Consider the following 17832-nt stretch of genomic DNA (forward strand, 5'->3'; position numbering starts at 1 on the left):
ACTCATATGATAGGGACTGCTTATTGACTGCTATCGCTTGTCGCTTCTGCCTGTTTTTGCGGTGATCCCTGCGCAGCAATGCCAAATGATTTTATATACGCGACGAGTGCCGTTAGCTCCGCATCGCTCATATCGATCTTGGGCATGATCGGCGTGAATCCTTTGACGACGTGTTCCTGCGGGTTACGAATAAAATTCCGTAAATAGGCTTCATCGACCAACGCGGTACTGCCGTTTTCCATGATCTCCATTTTGCCAAATAATCCCTTCCAGGTTGGCCCGACCAAGGGATTACCGTCGACCGTATGGCAAGAAATACAGGCCTTGGAAGCGGCGAGCGCCTTACCTTCCGCTACGAGGCTAACTCCGCCACCTGAATTGCCCGCTTGAGTACGCGCTTGCGGCAACATAGACACCGCAAATGTCGGTTGACCCTGTAACCAGCTTTTAAAGCTGGCCACATCCTCCACCACGACATAAGCGCGCATGTTGGCATGACCCACTCCACATAGTTGTGCGCACAACACTTCATAGCGTCCCACTTTAGTTGGGGTGAACCAAAATGAGGTGACGGTACCGGGAACCATGTTCATCCGGGCACGAAAGGGTGGAACATAAAAGTCGTGCAATACATCTTGCGATCGAAGCACCATTTGAATCGGATAGTTAAGCGGCAAATGTAGTTCGTTGCTATTGATAAGTATATTGCCGCTGCCAGCATGATCGGCTGGATCAATACCAAATGGGTTGGCTCCGCTGACCAAATGAACGTTCGTGCGACCAAATTTTCCGCTAGCACCGGCAAACCGAAAACGCCACTGCCATTGTTGTCCCAATACCTCAACTTGTAGCGCATTTTTAGGCACGTTAACAAAGTCGGCATACACCAGCAATCCCGGCGCCAACAGTGCAATAATTCCGATCGTGGTGATCCCTATCAGCCACAATTCCAGCTTTTTATTTTCAGGTTGATAGGCTGCACGCCTACCTTTGCGATGGCCGAAGCGCATCAACATGTAGACCAGAAAAAGATTAAGCACGATAAACACAAAACCGGTGATCACCAGCGTAATGGTTAACGTGTTGTCCATCTGCTGCCAGTTCGAGGCCAGCGGCGTTGCCGTCCACGGACTCAATAAGTGGAAGAGGACCGACAGGTCCACCAATACGATAAGTACGACGGCCATAGTCATATCTACCCTCTTCCGCTGCCATTACTCCACCAAGCGAATAGGCGGCGACAGGTCAATCAAGATTCAGATTTATTGTGTACATTTTCACGATCTCACGCGCACTTGCGGTGACTCCTTTCAGGCGAATACTCCTTGAAGCACTGAACGTAAGGTCCTACCGATGTCCATTTCTCCGTTCGAGCGTCCAATAAGAGACTGCCGTCACCATGCCGAAAATCAGATGCGTCCCCAAAGACGCCCAGCCGCGCATTCCGTCGAACCACGAGAAAAATTGCGACATGACATAAAAGTTAAACAGATACAACAACAAACCGAACACGGTACCTGTCAGAAATACCATGCCCATGCTGGAATCGAAATGAAATGGCGCAATGATCCCGCATAAAACAAGACCAAAAACGATGCCCAGCACATAATGCGTCACCAACGCCGTGGCGACCACCGATACGCTGAAATCAGTGGATTGGAGGACGTCAGGTCCCATGACAATAGCGGAAATCATGTGAGATATTGCCCATGGACTAGATCTCCCGATCAGTGACGACCAGAGCAATTCTAAAACCATCACAACTGCACCGCCAACAAATCCGGCAACCACAGCCGCCATCCAATCCGGCACCCGCGACTCCAGATGATGAGTATGCATATGAAGTTCCATAGTGATCTCCTGAACACAGCGACAGCACCTAAAAACACATTAACAACGCCATGTAAGAGCAACGTTGGAACGTGCATGGGCGAGCAGCTAAATCATTTTTTGGGGCGCTTATGAATTTAGTGTAGTACAAATTTGACAACGTGCAAAATACTCTGCATGTTGCACCGCACACGCAATAATCGCATCTTGATCGAACTACGAATAGAGCCGTAAACGATTGGGAATAGAGCGGAATAGTGCCGGAATAAGCGGACGGGAAGGAGGCGAAAAGAAAAGAAGTTTGAAGAGATAGTGATGATGGTTGGAGCACAGGAATAACGTGTCAACCTGCACTTGGCATCGCTTGAGGCGCACGACACTTTTTCCCTTAGTGCAATAACTGAAAGTGAAATCGGTTATAACTGACCTTGACCAGCTAGTGCGTGTTTGTCCTTGCTGTTCTTATTTGTTCTTATTTGTTCTTATTTGTTCTTATTTGTTCTTATTTATCATGTTCCCTTCGGTTTATCGCTGTCTAGCTTTCTTCAATCGAGACATTAATCCATCAACGATATCCTGATGATCAAATTTCTTCGCAAAATCAATTGCGTTCATACCCACATCATTTTTTAAGGTTTCATCGGCCCCTGAATCCAACAGCAATTTGACCGTCAGAATTTTGCCTTCACGCGCCGCCATCATCAACGGTGTCGTCTGGTTTGGCGAGCCTGCATCAATGTAGGCCGATGCATCCAATAACAATTGCACAATTTCATCATTGCCAATCGTCGCCGCGTAATGCAGCGCAGTCCAGCCAGTACTATTCGGCTCAGCCTCTTTATCCAGCAAGGCTTTTACTGCAGCAACATTTCCCTTATACGACGCCACCATAAGGGCAGTATCACCATTGTGCGCACGTGCGTTAAGGTTAATTCCGCGTGCATTTAGTAATATATTGAACGACCTCATTGCATCTTCACGTATTGCCAACATCAAACCGGTCTCACCGCGTTTGCTCTCAACAATATTGGGATCCAGTCCGGTCGCAAGCAATTTGGGTAGACGACGATAATCATCCATCTGGACCAACTTGAAGAATTCGTCCGAGTTGGCAGCTTTGCTTACCATCGGAAACGCGCCCAACATGATTGCCAGTATTCCGCCACTGGCGCTCGACAAAAAGCGACGACGCGTGGCCGTTGCATTGACGGTTTCAACAAATTTAAGCATGGGCGATCTCTTGAGGCAGTTTGAATAACGTAAAGAAGTTATCTGTGGTTTGCTGGGCAACCTGGGCCACGGGCAAACCCTTCAGGTTGGCCAGATATTCTGCTACATGCACCACTAATCCGGGCTCGTTCATCCTGCCACGATACGGCACAGGAGCGAGATACGGCGAGTCGGTCTCAATTAAGGTACGTTCCAACGGGACCTCCAAAGCAACGGCTTGCAGGTCTTTTGCGCTCTTAAAAGTAACGATGCCGGAAAACGAAATATAAAATCCCATTTCAATCGCCGCTTCAGCCACCGCCAATGACTCGGTAAAGCAATGCATGACGCCGCCAGCGCCACCGGCATTCGTACCCGCGCCCTCTTCACGCATAATTTTTATCGTATCTTCCGATGCAGCGCGTGTGTGGATAATCAATGGCTTTCCGGTTGCTCGGGAGGCGCGTATATGACGACGAAAACGTTCACGCTGCCATTCAAGATCACCTTTAAGCCGAAAATAATCCAGACCGGTCTCACCAATAGCGATGATTTTTGGATGATCGGAAAGTCTGACCAAGTCATCCACCGTCGGTTCTGGCGTATCTTCGTAGTCGGGATGAACACCCACTGAGGCGTAGATATGCGGGTAAGTTTTTGCCAATTTCAGAACCTGCGGAAAATCAGGCAAATCGACAGAGACGCACAGCGCGTGCGTCACCTTGTTTTCTGCCATCTTAGCCAATATTTCTGGCATTTTCGCAGCAAGCTCGGGAAAATTGATATGACAGTGAGAGTCGATGTACATGATATAAGTAGATTAAAAACAGGGCAAATCGGAGTAGAAAATCATCTGAACAACGAAAACAGATGAAACACGACAGGAGGCTGCGGATAGACATGCTGCACATTATTACTGGACGTGGAATTGATTTGTATCGATTTATCTAACGAGTTGGCAATCCCGCGATCAAGCAAAACAAATGGATAGTACAAATAGCGCTCGCACAACCAGCATAAATTTATGCGACGCGCTTGCCTAATATTACTAAATCGCGCTCAATGCCATCAAGCGTTGCCACCCTTGGCATGTTGGCCCAGCGCTCGAACCCAAATACTTCAAATAATTTCAAACTTGGCGCGTTGTGACCGAAGACAAAACCCAGCAAAGTGTGAACCCCAGCTTGCGGTGCATAAGTCAGAGCCTGCTCCATCAGATAACGGCCAATCCCTTTGCCACGCGCGACTTCATGTATGTAGATCGAAATTTCAGCAGTTCCAGCGTAGGCGGGACGACCGTAAAAATCAGAATACGACAACCATCCAACGATGGCAGGCGAGGCGGCATCATCAACCGATTGATCGACGGATTGATCAAGTTCCTGCTCAACAACCCATAACGGACGCAAAGTTGCGTTGTGGTGATCGAACCAGGCTTGACGCGATTCAACCGAAACCGGCTCTGTATCGGCCGTCACCTCACGCGAGGCGACGGTACTGTTGTAGATTGCAACTATGGCGATGAGATCCTGTTGCGTGGCGATTCTGTGATGATATTTCATATTTATAAAGTGTGAGTAGGTCGGCTGGAACTCAGTGCGGAGCCAAGAATTTCTTCAATACGAGTACGTAATCTATGTCCACCATCATCATCTGGAAAGTGAACGCCAATCCCCTGGGCCCGGTTATTATTTGCGCCGGATGGTGTAATCCAGGCGACTTTGCCAGCAATCGGATATTTTGCGGGGTCTTCCATCAAAGTGAGAATCAAATAAATCTCATCTCCAATAACATGCGCTTTGTTGGTCGGCACGAACACCCCACCAAAGGTTAAAAACGGCATATAAGCCGCATATAAAGCCGATTTCTCCTTGATCGCCAGGGATAAAACCGAGGGTCTGGCTAACCTTACACCACCACCAACGATTGAATTTTCTGCCATGTGCTTTCCCTTTCGAATAATTAAAACCCGCGATTGCATGACGCATGTTTGCTGGCAATGTGACCCCCGATCGCAACATTGCGTTCACTTCACTTACTAGCGACATCGCACAAGTGGCATCAGCCTGACGTACCATCATACCGTCTTCATCAGTAAGTTCTCAATAAACCGCGTCGGAACAATCTGTCGATACTTCTGAAATTAATGCCGAGAACAAGACTCAGGCAAATATTTTTGCATAATCCAACAGCATATCTTCAATAAAAAGCCGCGCAGATAACGGATGCTCCGCAATCGCCCGTCGCTCGTTACAAGCCTTTAATCCACGCAACAAATCACCCGTTTGTGTCCTTGCGGCAAGGGTAACCAGAGCCTTTTGATGGCGCGGATAATAGCGAACGGTGTTGGTCATTTTCAGCGAAAATAAATCATAGAGCCAGCGCTGCTGCCAACCGAGTAGTTCTACCACGGGCGTTTTCTGCAAGCGTTCCGCGCATTTCAGCGCCCCATCAATACCGGGCGCACTCAGATAAGCTAACAACTCGTTGATCAGTTCACGCCCTTCACTTTGTGACTGAATCTGTGCGGTCAACGGCGCGCCACCCTGCTCGGCTAGCCACATATCAGCATCAGCGACACCTTGTTGTTGTAACCAGAGAAGCGCCTCCTGACGTGAAGGAACCGGCATTGGAAATTTACGGCAGCGCGATAATATCGTCGGCAACAACCGATCCAGGCTATTCGAAATCAACAAAAATACAGTGTTCGGCGGTGGCTCTTCCAAGGTTTTTAAAAGGGCATTGGCGGCGGCGGCATTTAGCGCTTCTGCTGGATACAGCACCACTACCCGTTGCCCCTGACGATGCGTAGAAATATTCATGAATCCGGCCAACGCACGAATTTGATCAATCTTAATTTCTTTCGATGGCGCTTTAGTCGACTTTGCAGTTTTTTTGCTATCCCCTCCATCGTCGGCCCCGTCGCCGACATCGCGTGCATCCTCATCCTCCAAAATTTCTGGCCGCACCCGACGATAATCAGGATGATTATGCTGAACAAACCAGCCACATGATGGACAAACGCCACAGGCGTGACCATCCGCTAGTGGCGCATCGCAAAATAACGACTGTGCAAATTGCTCGGCAAAAATGGTTTTACCAATTCCTTCAGCACCGTGAAACAAGATCGCGTGCGGCATGCGGGCGCGCATTGCTTGCAGCTGCTGCCAAGCATTACTTTGCCATGGGAATATCAAATTACTCATTAATTTAACAATCACTCAATCCATTAATTAATTACTTTGTTGGCAACTCGGCAAGTGTACGCCAACGCTAATACTAGACCACCGGTCCGGCAATCACGCCCCGTTACAAAGCCGCGATGATTTTTTCCAGGCCTCGCTGAATGTCAGCAATAGGTTGTGTCGAATCGATTACCCGGAAACGGGCAGGAAACTGCGCCGCTCGACGCAAATACTCCGCACGCGTATCGGCGAAAAATGTTGCCTTCTCCTGTTCAAACCGATCCAGATCACGCGTCGCATCCAAACGTGCCCGCGCCACTTCTAATGGCACGTCAAACAATAGCGTTAGATCCGGCTGCAAATGTGGATGTACCCATTGCTCTAAAACATCCAATTTATTCAGAGAAAGTTTTCTGCCGCCGCCCTGATAGGCAAACGTCGCATCGCTAAAACGGTCAGAAACGACCCAATCGCCGCGTGCCAATGCCGGCTCAATGACTTGCGCCAAATGCTCGCGGCGGGATGCAAACATCAGCATAGCCTCGGTTTCAAGATGCATTTTTTTATGCAAGACCAATTCACGCAATGCTTCGCCCAGTGCCGTTCCGCCGGGCTCACGGGTCGTAACTACGATCAGTCCACGACTGCGTAATAATTCAGTAACGTAGCCGATGTGCGTTGATTTCCCCGCCCCATCGATACCTTCAAAGGTAATAAATTTTGCAGATGTCATAGATCTCTGAACATTTCCGTAAGTAACTCTTTGTTTGTCATAGTGTAACCGACCAAATACGTGATAATGCAAGGCAATGTCCTGCAATGTCGATGAATACCATTGATTGCCCTTTGATTAACGCTGAATAGTAGCAACGGCAGCCGCAACGATTCAGCACCGAAGTCATCGCTGATATTTATTCACGGCCTGATTATGCTCACCAAGACTGCTTGAGAAATGGCTGCTGCCGTCACCCTTGGCGACAAAAAATAACGCATCCGTTTTGGCGGGATTCATGGCAGCGTGCAATGACTCATCTCCGGGCAACGCAATTGGCGTCGGCGGCAGACCGGCACGTGTATAGGTATTGTAAGGCGTGTCGGTGGTGAGATCGCGCTTGCGGATGCGTCCCTCATATTGCTCTCCCATGCCGTAGATTACCGTCGGATCGGTCTGCAACAACATTCCGAGGCGTAATCGATTCACAAATACACCGGCGATATTGGTACGCTCCGCTTTGCGTCCCGTTTCCTTTTCGACTATCGACGCCATGATCAGTGCCTCATACGGGCTTTTGTAAGGGACAGACAGATCACGATTCTCCCATGCACTATTAAGCCTTTTTAATAGCAGTGCATGCGCTTGTTTATAGACCTGCAAATCGCTCGACCCTTTTGCGAACAAATAAGTATCCGGTGCAAACAGGCCTTCCGGCAGTGTGTAGTCAGGTGTGATTTTGGCCATCAGTTCAGCGTCCGACAGCAATTGCGTATCGTGCTTCAGCGCGCTCTGTGCCGCAATTGCTTGTCGCATTTGACGAAAAGTCCATCCCTCAATGACCGTCAATGACTCTTGCGCAAATTCGCCGCGCACTAATTGGGTGATCAGGCGCAAAGGCGTGGTACCGGGCTTTATTTCATAACTACCTGCCTTAAGCTTGCCGCTTTTCCCTGTTAATCGCGCCAGAATACCTAATATTTCAGGGTTGACGGGAACGCCTGCGCTGGCGATTTGCTGCACGACACTATCCAGCCCGCTACCCGATTTAATCGTGAAGGGTATCGGATCGCCAGTTTCAAACACCGGTTGTCTGCCCCAATAAGCCAAACCGCCAACGGCAAGCAATGCCAGTACAACAATACTTAACACTAATTTCTTAAACAAAGTCAATCGCTCCGCGGTTTTTCTAAATCAGTTCAGGATGTCGAAAATCGGTTAAACCCGACGCCTTTTTGAGACATCACTATAATCAACCCAACATGATAATCGCTGAATTGAAAATGCCCCACTTTTATGACTAAAATTGTAACCACCTGGCAAGAGTTTTTGAACCAACAGTCCACCAACAATCTGCAAACAATGCCGGATGCAGAAGGTAATTTTGTTACTCCGATAACGGATCTTGGGCTGATCGCGCTAACTGGCGACGAAGCTGCCAATTTTTTGCATAACCAATTGACTAACGATGTAGCGCAATTGCCATTGGATCAAATCCGGCTTGCGGGTTACTGTTCGCCAAAAGGACGTTTGCTGGCGACTTTGTTAATGTGGAAGAGCGATCAGACCATCTTTCTGCAACTTCCGCGAACTATTCAGGCAGCGGTCCAGAAGCGCCTGCAAATGTTTGTGATGCGCTCCAAGGCAAAATTAGCGGACGTCACCGAAGAGTATGCGGTGATCGGGCTTGGCGGGACGGCAGTTGGCGCTGCTTTAGCACCATGGTTCACTGACTTACCAACTGCCCCTTATGCCAAAATCGACAACGCAAACGGTACGTTAATCCGCTGCAGCGATGCCAATGACGTAGCCCGATATCAATGGATCGCATCGCAGCAAATCGCTATCGCTGCATGGACACCATTGTCCGAAACATTGCCGGTAGTGGATGATCGCGTATGGCGTCTCGGGCAGATTCAAGCCGGGATTCCACAAATTACGCTGGCGACGCAAGAACAGTTCGTCCCGCAAATGATCAACTATGAAGTGGTAGGCGGTGTCAATTTTAAGAAAGGCTGTTATCCCGGCCAGGAAATCGTCGCGCGCAGTCAATATTTAGGTAAACTCAAACGCCGCGCAGTACTGGCAAACGTTGATGCAATTGACGTAGACGCTGGTACCGAAGTATTCTCCAGCGCCGACCCTTTGCAACCTTGCGGCATGATTGTCAACGCGGAGCGACTTGACCCGAATGGCAAAACAACCACCTGCCTCCTGGAAATCAAACTGGCGGCACTAGACAATGGAAGCGTGCATATTGGCTCTGCCAGCGGACCGCAATTAAGCTTTATTCCGCTACCTTATGCCATGCCGGATCCTGTGGCACCGGCCGTCAAGCTGTCATAAACGTCTATCGCAACAGGATGTTGGATCAGTATGGATCTTTATATTTATTACCGCGTAGCGGCCACCAATGCTACGCAATTGATGCAAATGGCGACCGCGATGCAGACTAAACTGTCTCGTGATTTTCAGATTTCCTGTGCGTTAAAACGGCGACCGGAGGCCGAAAACGGGCAACATACCTGGATGGAGGTTTATCTGGAAGTACCGGACAATTTTACGTCGCATGTCGCGCAAGCGGTTGTGCAAAGTGGCGTGATTACCTTGATTGAAGGCCCACGTCACACCGAATTTTTTATTTCTGAATCTTTTGCTACTGGTTCATTATGTGCCTAATCGTTTTTTCCTGGAAAGTCGTTCCGGGCCTGCCGTTAATCGCAGCCGCCAACCGTGACGAGTTTTACGCACGACCCAGCGCACCTGCAAACTGGTGGGAAGATCGTCCCGATATTTATGCAGGACGTGACCTCCAAAATGGCGGGACCTGGATTGGTATTAGTCGAACCGGCCGATTCGCCGCGATAACGAATGTTCGCGCGCCGGCAGAACGCCATGAGAACGCGCCCAGCCGAGGCGGATTAGTGGCTGATTTTCTCAGCAGTAAAGCAACCGCAGCAGAATATATTGCGCAGATCAGCGTGGGTGCAAACGACTATAACGGCTTTAACTTGCTTATTCATGATGGCCAGGACTTAGTTTGGTATTCCAACAAAGGCGAGGCCGACCCACGAAACGGGAAGCCATTGCCCGCCGGCATATATGGTTTGTCTAACGCGTTGCTGGATGTCTGCTGGCCGAAAGTGGTCAGAACAAAGGCGCAATTTGCCAGCTTGCTATGTCAAGGCGCACCGGACGAAACCTACTTTGACATGCTGACCGACACCACGATCGCTGGTGATTGCCGCTTGCCATCGACAGGAGTGGGCATCGAAAAGGAGCGTTTGCTATCCTCGGTATTTATTAGCTCGCCAGATTACGGCACGCGTACCTCAACATTAGTAAAACTGCACGCGTGCGGCACGGCTGTACTGGACGAGCGGCCGGTGCATTAATCAACAAAGGGCAAGCGGCAAAAAGGGGCAGGTAGCGACCGCAATCAAAAGGGTGGATTGCCTGCCGTAACCGTTTAAATATTAACTTCAGGCAAATACGTGGCGTATGCAAATATGGGAAATATATAACGCCATAAATCAACGAAACCCAAAGCGCCTATAGAAAGCTTAGCTAGCCCCTTGTCTGTCCTTTGTTAGGCATCCGCTCCGCCATCAAACTCGCGCAGAACCTTGCGATCATTGGTTATATTTTTCAGATATTTAAAAGTACCCAGCGACTTTGCGACCAGTTTCTCATCATTCCATAATTCCGCTTCGCAAAAACACATCGTCGCAGAGCGATGAAAAGCCTTGCCTTTAGCAACAAGGTGACCGCCGATGCGGCCGCCCGGCTGCAAAAAACTGGTTTTCATTTCAACGGTGACAGCAGTACTTGCTTGAGGGTTCAGCGTACGTCCGGCTAACGCCATCACCACATCAAGCATGGTCATCGTCACGCCGCCATGAGTTACCTGACCGCTGTTCATATGATGCGGCTGCAAATCCAGCTGCAGTGTTGCCGTCCCCTCACCCATCTCTACAAACTCGACGCCGATGTACTTCAAAAAGGGATTATCGAGCGGGAAAACTTCTTTGGGAAACATAGAGGCTAACTATAAAAAGTGATGTAAATTGACGCAAAAAACGATGGGACACCACAGAAATAACGGATACTACCGAAATGTAGCGTTCAACGACGATTGCGCATTTTAGCTCTCGTAATCGAAACATTGTCGCGCTTCACGCACCGCACCAACGAACGCCTTGATCGCAATGTGCGTGGGATGATTCTGATACGCTTCCAGTACTTCGCGTGAGGCAAATTCCGCGTTTAATATCACGTCATAAGTCGCCTCTAAGCCGTCCTGTGCAATTGCGGCATCAAATAGCAGAATGCCAGGAACTATCGCCGCACAACTATCCAGCAATGCCTTTAACTTAATCGCATTGGTCGCCTTATCGGCACCTTCGGCGTGATCCTTCAATTTCCACATAACAATATGTTTGAGAGTAATGGCCATAATGACTAATTTGTCCGTTAATGAAGTTTAATATCGCGGTTTTCCGAGCAAAGCGCTGAAGTGTAGCTGAAAAGTCAGATTCGTTTTTAGCAAGAGGCGAACTGCAATTCAGGCTAGCAATTGATGGACGAAAAAAACAGCGTTTTGGACAGTCATTTTCTTACGGGCGGGATTTATGTCATTTTTTCGGTCGTCTTTTTAGGCTATGCGCATTAGCTACCCTTTGCATGGCAACCGGCTGTTGACAGCGAAATATGAAACAAAAAAAGAGCCACGAGTTGGATCTCGTGGCTCTTTGTTTTAACGATTGAACGATTTCGACAAGATCAGTTTATCGACTCCGTTTCCTGCAATGCGCTCAGGATTTAAGACACCTTATTAAAAATCAGTTCACTATCCTTAACGTTGATGTGAATACTATCTTTAGGCCCAAATTTCCCTTCCAATATGAGCTTGGACAGCGGGTTTTCAATTTGCTGCTGAATGGCGCGCTTTAGTGGTCGAGCGCCATATATCGGATCGAATCCCGCTTCCGCGATTTTTTGTAAAGCACTCTCGGAAATATCAAGTTGCATATCCAACTTGCCAAGCCTTTGCTCCAAAATTTTCAGTTGAATCTTGGCGATGGCACCGATATTTTTTTCATCAAGGCCATGGAAGACCACAATTTCATCGATGCGATTAATGAACTCAGGACGGAAGTGATTCCTGACTTCACCCATAACTTCCAATTTCACCTCTGCCGGATCGCTACCCTCCATGGCCTGAATGCGATGTGATCCCAAATTTGACGTCATCACAATCACCGTATTTTTGAAATCGACTGTGCGACCCTGACCATCGGTCATGCGCCCATCATCCAGCACCTGCAACAAAACGTTAAAAACGTCGGGATGCGCTTTCTCAATTTCGTCCAGCAAAATCACGCTGTACGGTTTGCGACGCACCGCCTCGGTCAAATAGCCGCCCTCTTCGTAACCCACATAGCCCGGCGGCGCACCGATTAAACGCGAGACCGAATGCTTCTCCATAAATTCGCTCATGTCGATACGGATCATCGCATCCTGCGTATCAAACAAAAAACCAGCCAGCGCCTTGCACAGCTCGGTTTTTCCGACGCCGGTTGGCCCCAAAAACATGAAGGAACCATAAGGCCGATCCGGATCGCTGAGTCCCGCCCGTGAACGACGGATCGCATCCGATACAGCGACGATGGCCTCATCCTGGCCCACCACGCGGCGATGCAATTCATCCTCCATCTTCAGCAGTTTTTCTCGTTCGCCCTGCATCATCTTGGAGACCGGAATACCGGTAGATCGCGAAACGATTTCTGCAATTTCTTCGGCGCCAACCTGCGTCCGTACCAAACGCGGTTTAGCGCCTGAATCAGGGTGCGCCTCTGCAAATGCATCCTGCCTCTGCTGCACTTCCAGCGCCTTCTCAAGCTCATTCATCTTGCCGTATTTCAACTCGGAAACTTTTTGCCAATCGCTATTACGCGTCGCCTCATCAATTTGCAGGCGCAACTTCTCAATCTCTTCCTTCAGATGCTGGCTACCAAGGGCGCTGGCTTTTTCGGATTTCCAGATTTCTTCCAGGTCCGCATATTCTCGCCCCAATTTTTCGATTTCTTGTTCGATCAAACTCAAGCGCTTTTGAGAAGCTTCATCTTTTTCTTTTTTTACTGCCTCGCGCTCGATCTTAAGCTGAATCAAACGACGGTCAAGTTTGTCCATGACCTCCGGTTTGGAGTCAATTTCGATCTTGATCTTGGCTGCCGCTTCGTCGATCAGATCGATAGCCTTGTCCGGCAAAAATCGATCCGTAATATAACGATGCGACAATTCAGCCGCAGCAACGATTGCAGGGTCGGTGATTTGCACGCCATGATGAACTTCATACTTTTCTTGCAAACCGCGCAAGATCGCAATCGTCGCCTCCACGGACGGCTCATCCACCAGAATTTTCTGAAAACGGCGTTCCAGCGCAGCATCTTTTTCAATATATTTGCGATACTCGTCCAGCGTCGTCGCGCCGACACAATGCAGCTCGCCCCGCGCCAATGCGGGTTTCAGCATATTGCCAGCGTCCATCGCCCCTTCTGCTTTGCCAGCGCCAACCATGGTGTGGAGTTCATCGATAAAAACAATTGTCTGCCCTTCGTCGAGCGCGATTTCTTTCAACACTGCTTTTAGACGCTCTTCGAATTCACCACGGAATTTTGCGCCCGCCAGCAACGAAGCCATATCCAGCGACAATACACGCTTGGATTTCAGACTATCCGGCACTTCGCCATTGACGATGCGTTGTGCCAATCCTTCGACGATGGCAGTTTTACCGACGCCCGGCTCGCCTATCAATACTGGATTGTTTTTGCTACGGCGTTGCAAAACCTGAATCGCCCGACGGATTTCATCATCACGACCAATCACGGGATCAAGCTTGCCCTGACGTGCACGTTCAGTCAGATCAAGTGTGTATTTTTTTAACGCTTCGCGCTGACCATCGCCATCTTGCGAGGCCACATTATCGCCACCGCGCACGGCGCTGATCGCCGCCGCAAGGGCCTTACGCGTCAGTCCGTGCTCGCGCGCCAATTTACCGGCGTCCGATTTATCATCGAGCAATCCAAGCAGCAGCATTTCACTAGCGATAAATTGATCGCCAAGCTTTTGCGCTTCCTTATCTGCCAGATTCAGCAAGCCGAGTAATTCACGACCAATCTGGACTTCACCGCCGTTGCCTGAAACCTTTGGTAACCGCTCCAACGCGGCCTTTAATCCGCTTGACAGCGCGGCAACATTCACCCCTGCGCGTTGCAATAGCGAACGAGCGCTACCGTCATCTTGATTAAGCAACGCAATCAGGACATGAATCGGGTCTATATATTGATTATCATTTCCGACTGCCTGGCTTTGGGCATCCGAAATTGCTTCCTGCAGTTTTGTGGTGAGTTTATCGAAACGCATGGTTCCCTCCAAAATGTCCGCTACATAGAGTCTATTACATCATCTAGACAGAAAATTGGGGCTCAACGATGCTTTTCAAGCATGCTGATAAAGTATAGTTGCCAAATATTAAATTTTAAATTTTTTATCGGCACTTATTATTGCTTAGCGTAATTAAGTACTATTTAGCATTACTTACGCATTTTTAGCGCCATTTTTGTAGAGCGGAGTCATCACTCTCGCGTGCATCAACCCATCGCTCGCCTTCAGGCGTCCGTTCTTTTTTCCAGAGCGGCGCTTCGGTTTTCAGATAATCAATGATGAATTCGCAAGCGGCGAAAGCCTCTCCGCGATGCGACGAAGCAACCGCCACCAGCACGATCTGATCCATAGGCAATAGCGGTCCGACGCGATGAATGACCAACGCGTCAACAAACTCCCAGCGCATTCGGGCTTGCTCCACTATTGCCGTCAATGCGTTTTCGGTCATGCCGGGATAATGCTCAAGCGTCATCTCTGCGACAGCGCTGCCAGCGTTGATATCGCGCACTGCCCCGACAAAACTGACGACCGCACCAATTTTTGGATTGCTCTGCCGCAATGCAAGCAATTCTGCAGAGAGATCAAAATCAGCGGTTTGAATACGTATAGACATAGTGCGAACCTGAACGGTGATCCTTTTAAATAGTTTACATGCGATCCAACGTAACCAATACAGCCGAATTACTTAGGGCTATGCTTCACAGTCGCCAACAAGGCACCGGCCCCGATAAAAACACATCCTGAGACCCGATTGAACAGGCGGGCGCGCCCTTGCGCACGCAACCACGGTGCGGCCCGTACGGCAAAGCTGGAATAAAACGTCAGACCAGCCAATTCGCAGCAAATAAAGGTCAAACCCAAAATCAGGAATTGCGGCACTTGTGGTGCTTGCGGATTCAAAAATTGAGGGAATAGCGCAGTAAAAAACAGAAGCGCTTTGGGATTACTAGCGCCCACCAAAAAACCATTTAAATATAAGCGCAATAGCAATCGTGGCGAAGTTGTTTTGACTTCAGCATTGTCACTTTCGACCTCAAAGTTTGATTGGCGCGAGCGAAAGGCTTTTACACCTACATAAATTAAATACGCGGCACCACACCACTTGATAATCAAGAATATTTTTTCTGAGGTCGCTAAGGCAGCACCCAATCCAAAAGCAGACACGGTCATCACCAGACAAACCGCTGTCAAGCTACCAAATGCGCCAAACAGCGCCCGGCGCACGCCAAAATTAACCGCATTCGTGACGCAATTAAGGACCGTTGGGCCGGGCGTCGCTACCAAAACGGCCACAGCAGCAAGATAAAAAAGCCACGCTTGAAGTTGCATACGATCCTTACCAAATCAGATTGAAAAAATACCACGCGCCAAGGACAAGATTGATAGTATGCCTTTGGCCAACCTTATTTTACGCAAAATACTACGGCTAAAAAAGACATGAGCTGACGCCATCCTGTTGCTTTTAATTGTTTTTCAATCAATCAACAACCATTCTTTAGCCACTACTCATCTTCTACTTATCCACTACTTAACCGCCGGTCACGGGCGGGAAAAACGCCACTTCACAATCCTCAGTCAACGGCTGATCAGCGGTCGTCATGATTTGATTGTAAGCCATCCGCAACGCCTTGCCATCTCCCAAAATATCTTCCCACACCCCGCCTCGCGCGCGTAAATAAACACGGACATCGCCGACCGTATGCACGGTTTCTTCTGGCACATCGATCGTCTCTTGCGTCAGGTTTAAGGCTTCACGCACACTGGCAAAAAAACGTAATTGAATCTTCATGGCATTTTCCAACTTGATAATCGAGCGTGACCTGCTTGCACGCAAGGTCGTTGATTTAAATAACAAAGGTAAATCAAGGTTATTCCTCTAGCGCAGTAACGCCGAAAATGGGTAAAAACGCACGACATCGCCAACGGCAATGGTCTCTCCAGCGGGATTATCCACCAGACCATCGCCCCAGACAGTCGACGTCAGCACACCCGAACCTTGATGCGGAAATAGATCAAGACCACCGCTTGCATTGAATTTTACGCGTAAAAATTCCTGGCGACGATCAGCCTTTGTCCAGGCAAAATCTGCGCGCATCGCGTAGGTCTCCGGCGCTACGTTATTGCAACCTTGCAAACGTAAGATGAAAGGTCGAACAAACAATAAAAATGTGACGAAACTGGATACTGGATTACCAGGCAAACCCATAAAAAACGCAGTGCCAACACGGTCGTCACCGATCCGGTTGATCTCACCAAAAGCCAATGGCTTGCCAGGTTTCATCGCGATTTGCCACATATTTAGTTGGCCTTCCGCTTCTACCGCTGGTTTAACGTGGTCTTCTTCTCCAACGGATACGCCGCCAGATGTAATAATCAGATCATGCTTTTCTGCAGCCAGACGTAATGTGTCACGGGTCACCGCGAGCGAATCGGGAACTATGCCGTAGTCGGTGAGTTCGCATCCCAAATTTTCCAGTAGCCCGCGCAACACGAAGCGATTTGAATTGTAGATTGCACCGGCTTTTAACGTCTCGCCGGGCATCGCCAATTCGTCACCGGTAAAAAACACCGCGACCCGTAATTTACGTAAGACTGGCAAATGTGCCAATCCGACCGATGCCGCTAATCCAAGATGTTGTGCTTGCAGTCGTGTACCCATTGGAAGAATTTCTTTGCCAGCCTGAATGTCTTCGCCTGCGCGACGTATCCATTCACCAGACTTGGGTGCGTGATTGATTATCACTGCATCGCCGTCTGTGGTGCACATTTCCTGCATCACGACCGCGTTGGCACCGGCAGGAATCATCGCGCCGGTAAATATCCTTGCGGCGGTGCCGGGCTGTAACGGTTGCCCAACGTGTCCTGCCGGGATGCGTTGCGATACTGGCAATCGTGCAGCGCCACTCACGCAATCTTCTGCGCGTACTGCGTAGCCGTCCATTTGGGTGTTGTCGGCTGGGGGGACGTTTAGTTGTGACGTTTGTGCACTTGCCAGGATGCGACCGTTGGCCGATAGCGTTGGGGTGATCTCTATGTCGGTTATTGGTTTTGCGGCGGTTAGTAGGAGATCTAGTGCAGCCGTTACGGTGAGCATTGGTGGTTTTTGCATCTAGTGTTGATCCGTTAATTTGGTTTTTGGATTATTTATTTTAGGTTGGGTTGATTGGGTGGGGCGGATGCAGTTCAGTTCAGTTCAGTTCAGTTCAGTTCAGTTCAGTCGTCGTTAAATAATAAATTTTCTACTCCGTGGACGCTTGTCGGGGGTGGCCCGACAGCCAGTTACTTTTTCTTGCTTGGCTCGGCGCCCCCCGCCAAGAAAACGTAACCAAAAAGAAGGCGACCGCAACTGACGCTGCCCTGCGGGTTCCCAAGCATTTCAGCCGCCAGTCGGGTTGAAAGACCAACTCGCTACGCTCAAACATGTCTTCCAACAATTCCCGACTGACAGCT

General features: G+C 49.2%; 19 protein-coding genes. 3 read left to right on the forward strand and 16 right to left on the reverse strand.

The annotated features are described in order from the left end of the window. Positions 1-20: 20 nt before the first annotated feature. The 9 genes from QN379_RS07550 to mltG all read right to left on the reverse strand — a co-directional run bounded on the left by QN379_RS07550 (position 21) and on the right by mltG (position 8109). Positions 21-1193: a cytochrome c oxidase subunit II gene (locus tag QN379_RS07550; RefSeq protein ID WP_323506388.1), complete on the reverse strand. Its 1173-nt coding sequence runs from the start codon at positions 1191-1193 to the stop codon at positions 21-23. A 154-nt stretch (positions 1194-1347) separates the two neighbouring features. Beyond that, entirely contained in the window at positions 1348-1851 is a 504-nt protein-coding gene (locus QN379_RS07555; protein ID WP_322237828.1) for a hypothetical protein, read from the reverse strand. A 504-nt stretch (positions 1852-2355) separates the two neighbouring features. Continuing rightward, positions 2356-3060 carry an ankyrin repeat domain-containing protein gene (locus QN379_RS07560; RefSeq protein WP_322237826.1) on the reverse strand — a complete coding sequence of 235 codons (705 nt, stop codon included), beginning with the start codon at positions 3058-3060 and terminating at the stop codon, positions 2356-2358. Next, complete coding sequence (locus QN379_RS07565; RefSeq protein WP_322237823.1) at positions 3053-3847, reverse strand: TatD family hydrolase; 795 nt, start codon at positions 3845-3847, stop codon at positions 3053-3055. Before QN379_RS07565 ends, QN379_RS07560 begins: the two co-directional genes overlap by 8 nt. A gap of 214 nt (positions 3848-4061) precedes the next feature. Then, positions 4062-4601 carry a GNAT family N-acetyltransferase gene (locus QN379_RS07570; RefSeq protein ID WP_323506389.1) on the reverse strand — a complete coding sequence of 180 codons (540 nt, stop codon included), beginning with the start codon at positions 4599-4601 and terminating at the stop codon, positions 4062-4064. A 2-nt stretch (positions 4602-4603) separates the two neighbouring features. Then, entirely contained in the window at positions 4604-4981 is a 378-nt protein-coding gene (locus QN379_RS07575; RefSeq protein WP_322237819.1) for a PilZ domain-containing protein, read from the reverse strand. A gap of 220 nt (positions 4982-5201) precedes the next feature. After that, the gene (locus QN379_RS07580) at positions 5202-6245 is read right to left on the reverse strand and encodes a DNA polymerase III subunit delta' (protein WP_323506390.1); all 1044 of its coding nucleotides are present in this window, start codon (positions 6243-6245) and stop codon (positions 5202-5204) included. Between the two features lie 103 nt (positions 6246-6348). Beyond that, positions 6349-6957, reverse strand: coding sequence for a dTMP kinase (tmk, locus tag QN379_RS07585; protein ID WP_322237817.1), 609 nt, complete (start codon positions 6955-6957; stop codon positions 6349-6351). Positions 6958-7122: 165 nt separating this feature from the next. Then, positions 7123-8109 carry an endolytic transglycosylase MltG gene (gene mltG, locus QN379_RS07590; protein WP_322237815.1) on the reverse strand — a complete coding sequence of 329 codons (987 nt, stop codon included), beginning with the start codon at positions 8107-8109 and terminating at the stop codon, positions 7123-7125. Between the two features lie 123 nt (positions 8110-8232). On the opposite strand from mltG, the gene QN379_RS07595 reads away from it, so the two are divergent. The 3 genes from QN379_RS07595 to QN379_RS07605 are packed head-to-tail and all read left to right on the forward strand — an operon-like array spanning position 8233 to position 10331. Further along, complete coding sequence (locus QN379_RS07595) at positions 8233-9282, forward strand: folate-binding protein (protein WP_323506391.1); 1050 nt, start codon at positions 8233-8235, stop codon at positions 9280-9282. Between the two features lie 30 nt (positions 9283-9312). After that, a complete protein-coding gene (locus tag QN379_RS07600) occupies positions 9313-9615 on the forward strand; it encodes a DUF4936 family protein (RefSeq protein WP_322237812.1) in 303 nt (100 codons plus the stop codon). Then, positions 9606-10331 (forward strand): NRDE family protein, encoded by a 726-nt coding sequence (locus tag QN379_RS07605; protein ID WP_322237809.1) that lies wholly within the window; start codon positions 9606-9608, stop codon positions 10329-10331. Before QN379_RS07600 ends, QN379_RS07605 begins: the two co-directional genes overlap by 10 nt. Before the next feature lie 194 nt (positions 10332-10525). Here the strand turns inward: QN379_RS07605 and QN379_RS07610 are convergent, their stop codons facing one another. From QN379_RS07610 to glp, 7 genes are all read right to left on the reverse strand, one after another. Further along, positions 10526-10975: a PaaI family thioesterase gene (locus tag QN379_RS07610; protein ID WP_322237808.1), complete on the reverse strand. Its 450-nt coding sequence runs from the start codon at positions 10973-10975 to the stop codon at positions 10526-10528. A 105-nt stretch (positions 10976-11080) separates the two neighbouring features. After that, positions 11081-11392 carry a Dabb family protein gene (locus QN379_RS07615; RefSeq protein ID WP_322237807.1) on the reverse strand — a complete coding sequence of 104 codons (312 nt, stop codon included), beginning with the start codon at positions 11390-11392 and terminating at the stop codon, positions 11081-11083. Positions 11393-11757: 365 nt separating this feature from the next. Beyond that, positions 11758-14361: an ATP-dependent chaperone ClpB gene (clpB, locus tag QN379_RS07620; protein WP_323506392.1), complete on the reverse strand. Its 2604-nt coding sequence runs from the start codon at positions 14359-14361 to the stop codon at positions 11758-11760. Between the two features lie 184 nt (positions 14362-14545). Next, positions 14546-14995, reverse strand: coding sequence for a molybdopterin synthase catalytic subunit MoaE (gene moaE, locus QN379_RS07625; protein WP_322237805.1), 450 nt, complete (start codon positions 14993-14995; stop codon positions 14546-14548). A 68-nt stretch (positions 14996-15063) separates the two neighbouring features. Then, on the reverse strand, positions 15064-15711 hold the full coding sequence (locus QN379_RS07630) for a LysE family translocator (RefSeq protein ID WP_322237804.1): 648 nt from the start codon (positions 15709-15711) through the stop codon (positions 15064-15066). Positions 15712-15910: 199 nt separating this feature from the next. After that, on the reverse strand, positions 15911-16171 hold the full coding sequence (moaD, locus tag QN379_RS07635) for a molybdopterin converting factor subunit 1 (RefSeq protein ID WP_322237803.1): 261 nt from the start codon (positions 16169-16171) through the stop codon (positions 15911-15913). A gap of 87 nt (positions 16172-16258) precedes the next feature. Next, on the reverse strand, positions 16259-17491 hold the full coding sequence (gene glp, locus QN379_RS07640; RefSeq protein WP_322237802.1) for a gephyrin-like molybdotransferase Glp: 1233 nt from the start codon (positions 17489-17491) through the stop codon (positions 16259-16261). Positions 17492-17832 lie beyond the last annotated feature (341 nt).

This window comes from Glaciimonas sp. Gout2 (assembly GCF_035018905.1).
GTDB lineage: Bacteria > Pseudomonadota > Gammaproteobacteria > Burkholderiales > Burkholderiaceae_D > Glaciimonas.

What these genes read in the sequence shown, in the direction of transcription:
- QN379_RS07550 (WP_323506388.1), bottom strand. Translation starts at nt 1,193, where the DNA reads ATGACTATGGCCGTCGTACTTATCGTATTGGTGGACCTGTCGGTCCTC.
- QN379_RS07555 (WP_322237828.1), bottom strand. Translation starts at nt 1,851, where the DNA reads ATGGAACTTCATATGCATACTCATCATCTGGAGTCGCGGGTGCCGGAT.
- QN379_RS07560 (WP_322237826.1), bottom strand. Translation starts at nt 3,060, where the DNA reads ATGCTTAAATTTGTTGAAACCGTCAATGCAACGGCCACGCGTCGTCGC.
- QN379_RS07565 (WP_322237823.1), bottom strand. Translation starts at nt 3,847, where the DNA reads ATGTACATCGACTCTCACTGTCATATCAATTTTCCCGAGCTTGCTGCG.
- QN379_RS07570 (WP_323506389.1), bottom strand. Translation starts at nt 4,601, where the DNA reads ATGAAATATCATCACAGAATCGCCACGCAACAGGATCTCATCGCCATA.
- QN379_RS07575 (WP_322237819.1), bottom strand. Translation starts at nt 4,981, where the DNA reads ATGGCAGAAAATTCAATCGTTGGTGGTGGTGTAAGGTTAGCCAGACCC.
- QN379_RS07580 (WP_323506390.1), bottom strand. Translation starts at nt 6,245, where the DNA reads ATGAGTAATTTGATATTCCCATGGCAAAGTAATGCTTGGCAGCAGCTG.
- tmk (WP_322237817.1), bottom strand. Translation starts at nt 6,957, where the DNA reads ATGACATCTGCAAAATTTATTACCTTTGAAGGTATCGATGGGGCGGGG.
- QN379_RS07595 (WP_323506391.1), top strand. Translation starts at nt 8,233, where the DNA reads ATGACTAAAATTGTAACCACCTGGCAAGAGTTTTTGAACCAACAGTCC.
- QN379_RS07600 (WP_322237812.1), top strand. Translation starts at nt 9,313, where the DNA reads ATGGATCTTTATATTTATTACCGCGTAGCGGCCACCAATGCTACGCAA.
- QN379_RS07605 (WP_322237809.1), top strand. Translation starts at nt 9,606, where the DNA reads ATGTGCCTAATCGTTTTTTCCTGGAAAGTCGTTCCGGGCCTGCCGTTA.
- QN379_RS07610 (WP_322237808.1), bottom strand. Translation starts at nt 10,975, where the DNA reads ATGTTTCCCAAAGAAGTTTTCCCGCTCGATAATCCCTTTTTGAAGTAC.
- QN379_RS07615 (WP_322237807.1), bottom strand. Translation starts at nt 11,392, where the DNA reads ATGGCCATTACTCTCAAACATATTGTTATGTGGAAATTGAAGGATCAC.
- clpB (WP_323506392.1), bottom strand. Translation starts at nt 14,361, where the DNA reads ATGCGTTTCGATAAACTCACCACAAAACTGCAGGAAGCAATTTCGGAT.
- moaE (WP_322237805.1), bottom strand. Translation starts at nt 14,995, where the DNA reads ATGTCTATACGTATTCAAACCGCTGATTTTGATCTCTCTGCAGAATTG.
- QN379_RS07630 (WP_322237804.1), bottom strand. Translation starts at nt 15,711, where the DNA reads ATGCAACTTCAAGCGTGGCTTTTTTATCTTGCTGCTGTGGCCGTTTTG.
- moaD (WP_322237803.1), bottom strand. Translation starts at nt 16,171, where the DNA reads ATGAAGATTCAATTACGTTTTTTTGCCAGTGTGCGTGAAGCCTTAAAC.
- glp (WP_322237802.1), bottom strand. Translation starts at nt 17,491, where the DNA reads ATGCAAAAACCACCAATGCTCACCGTAACGGCTGCACTAGATCTCCTA.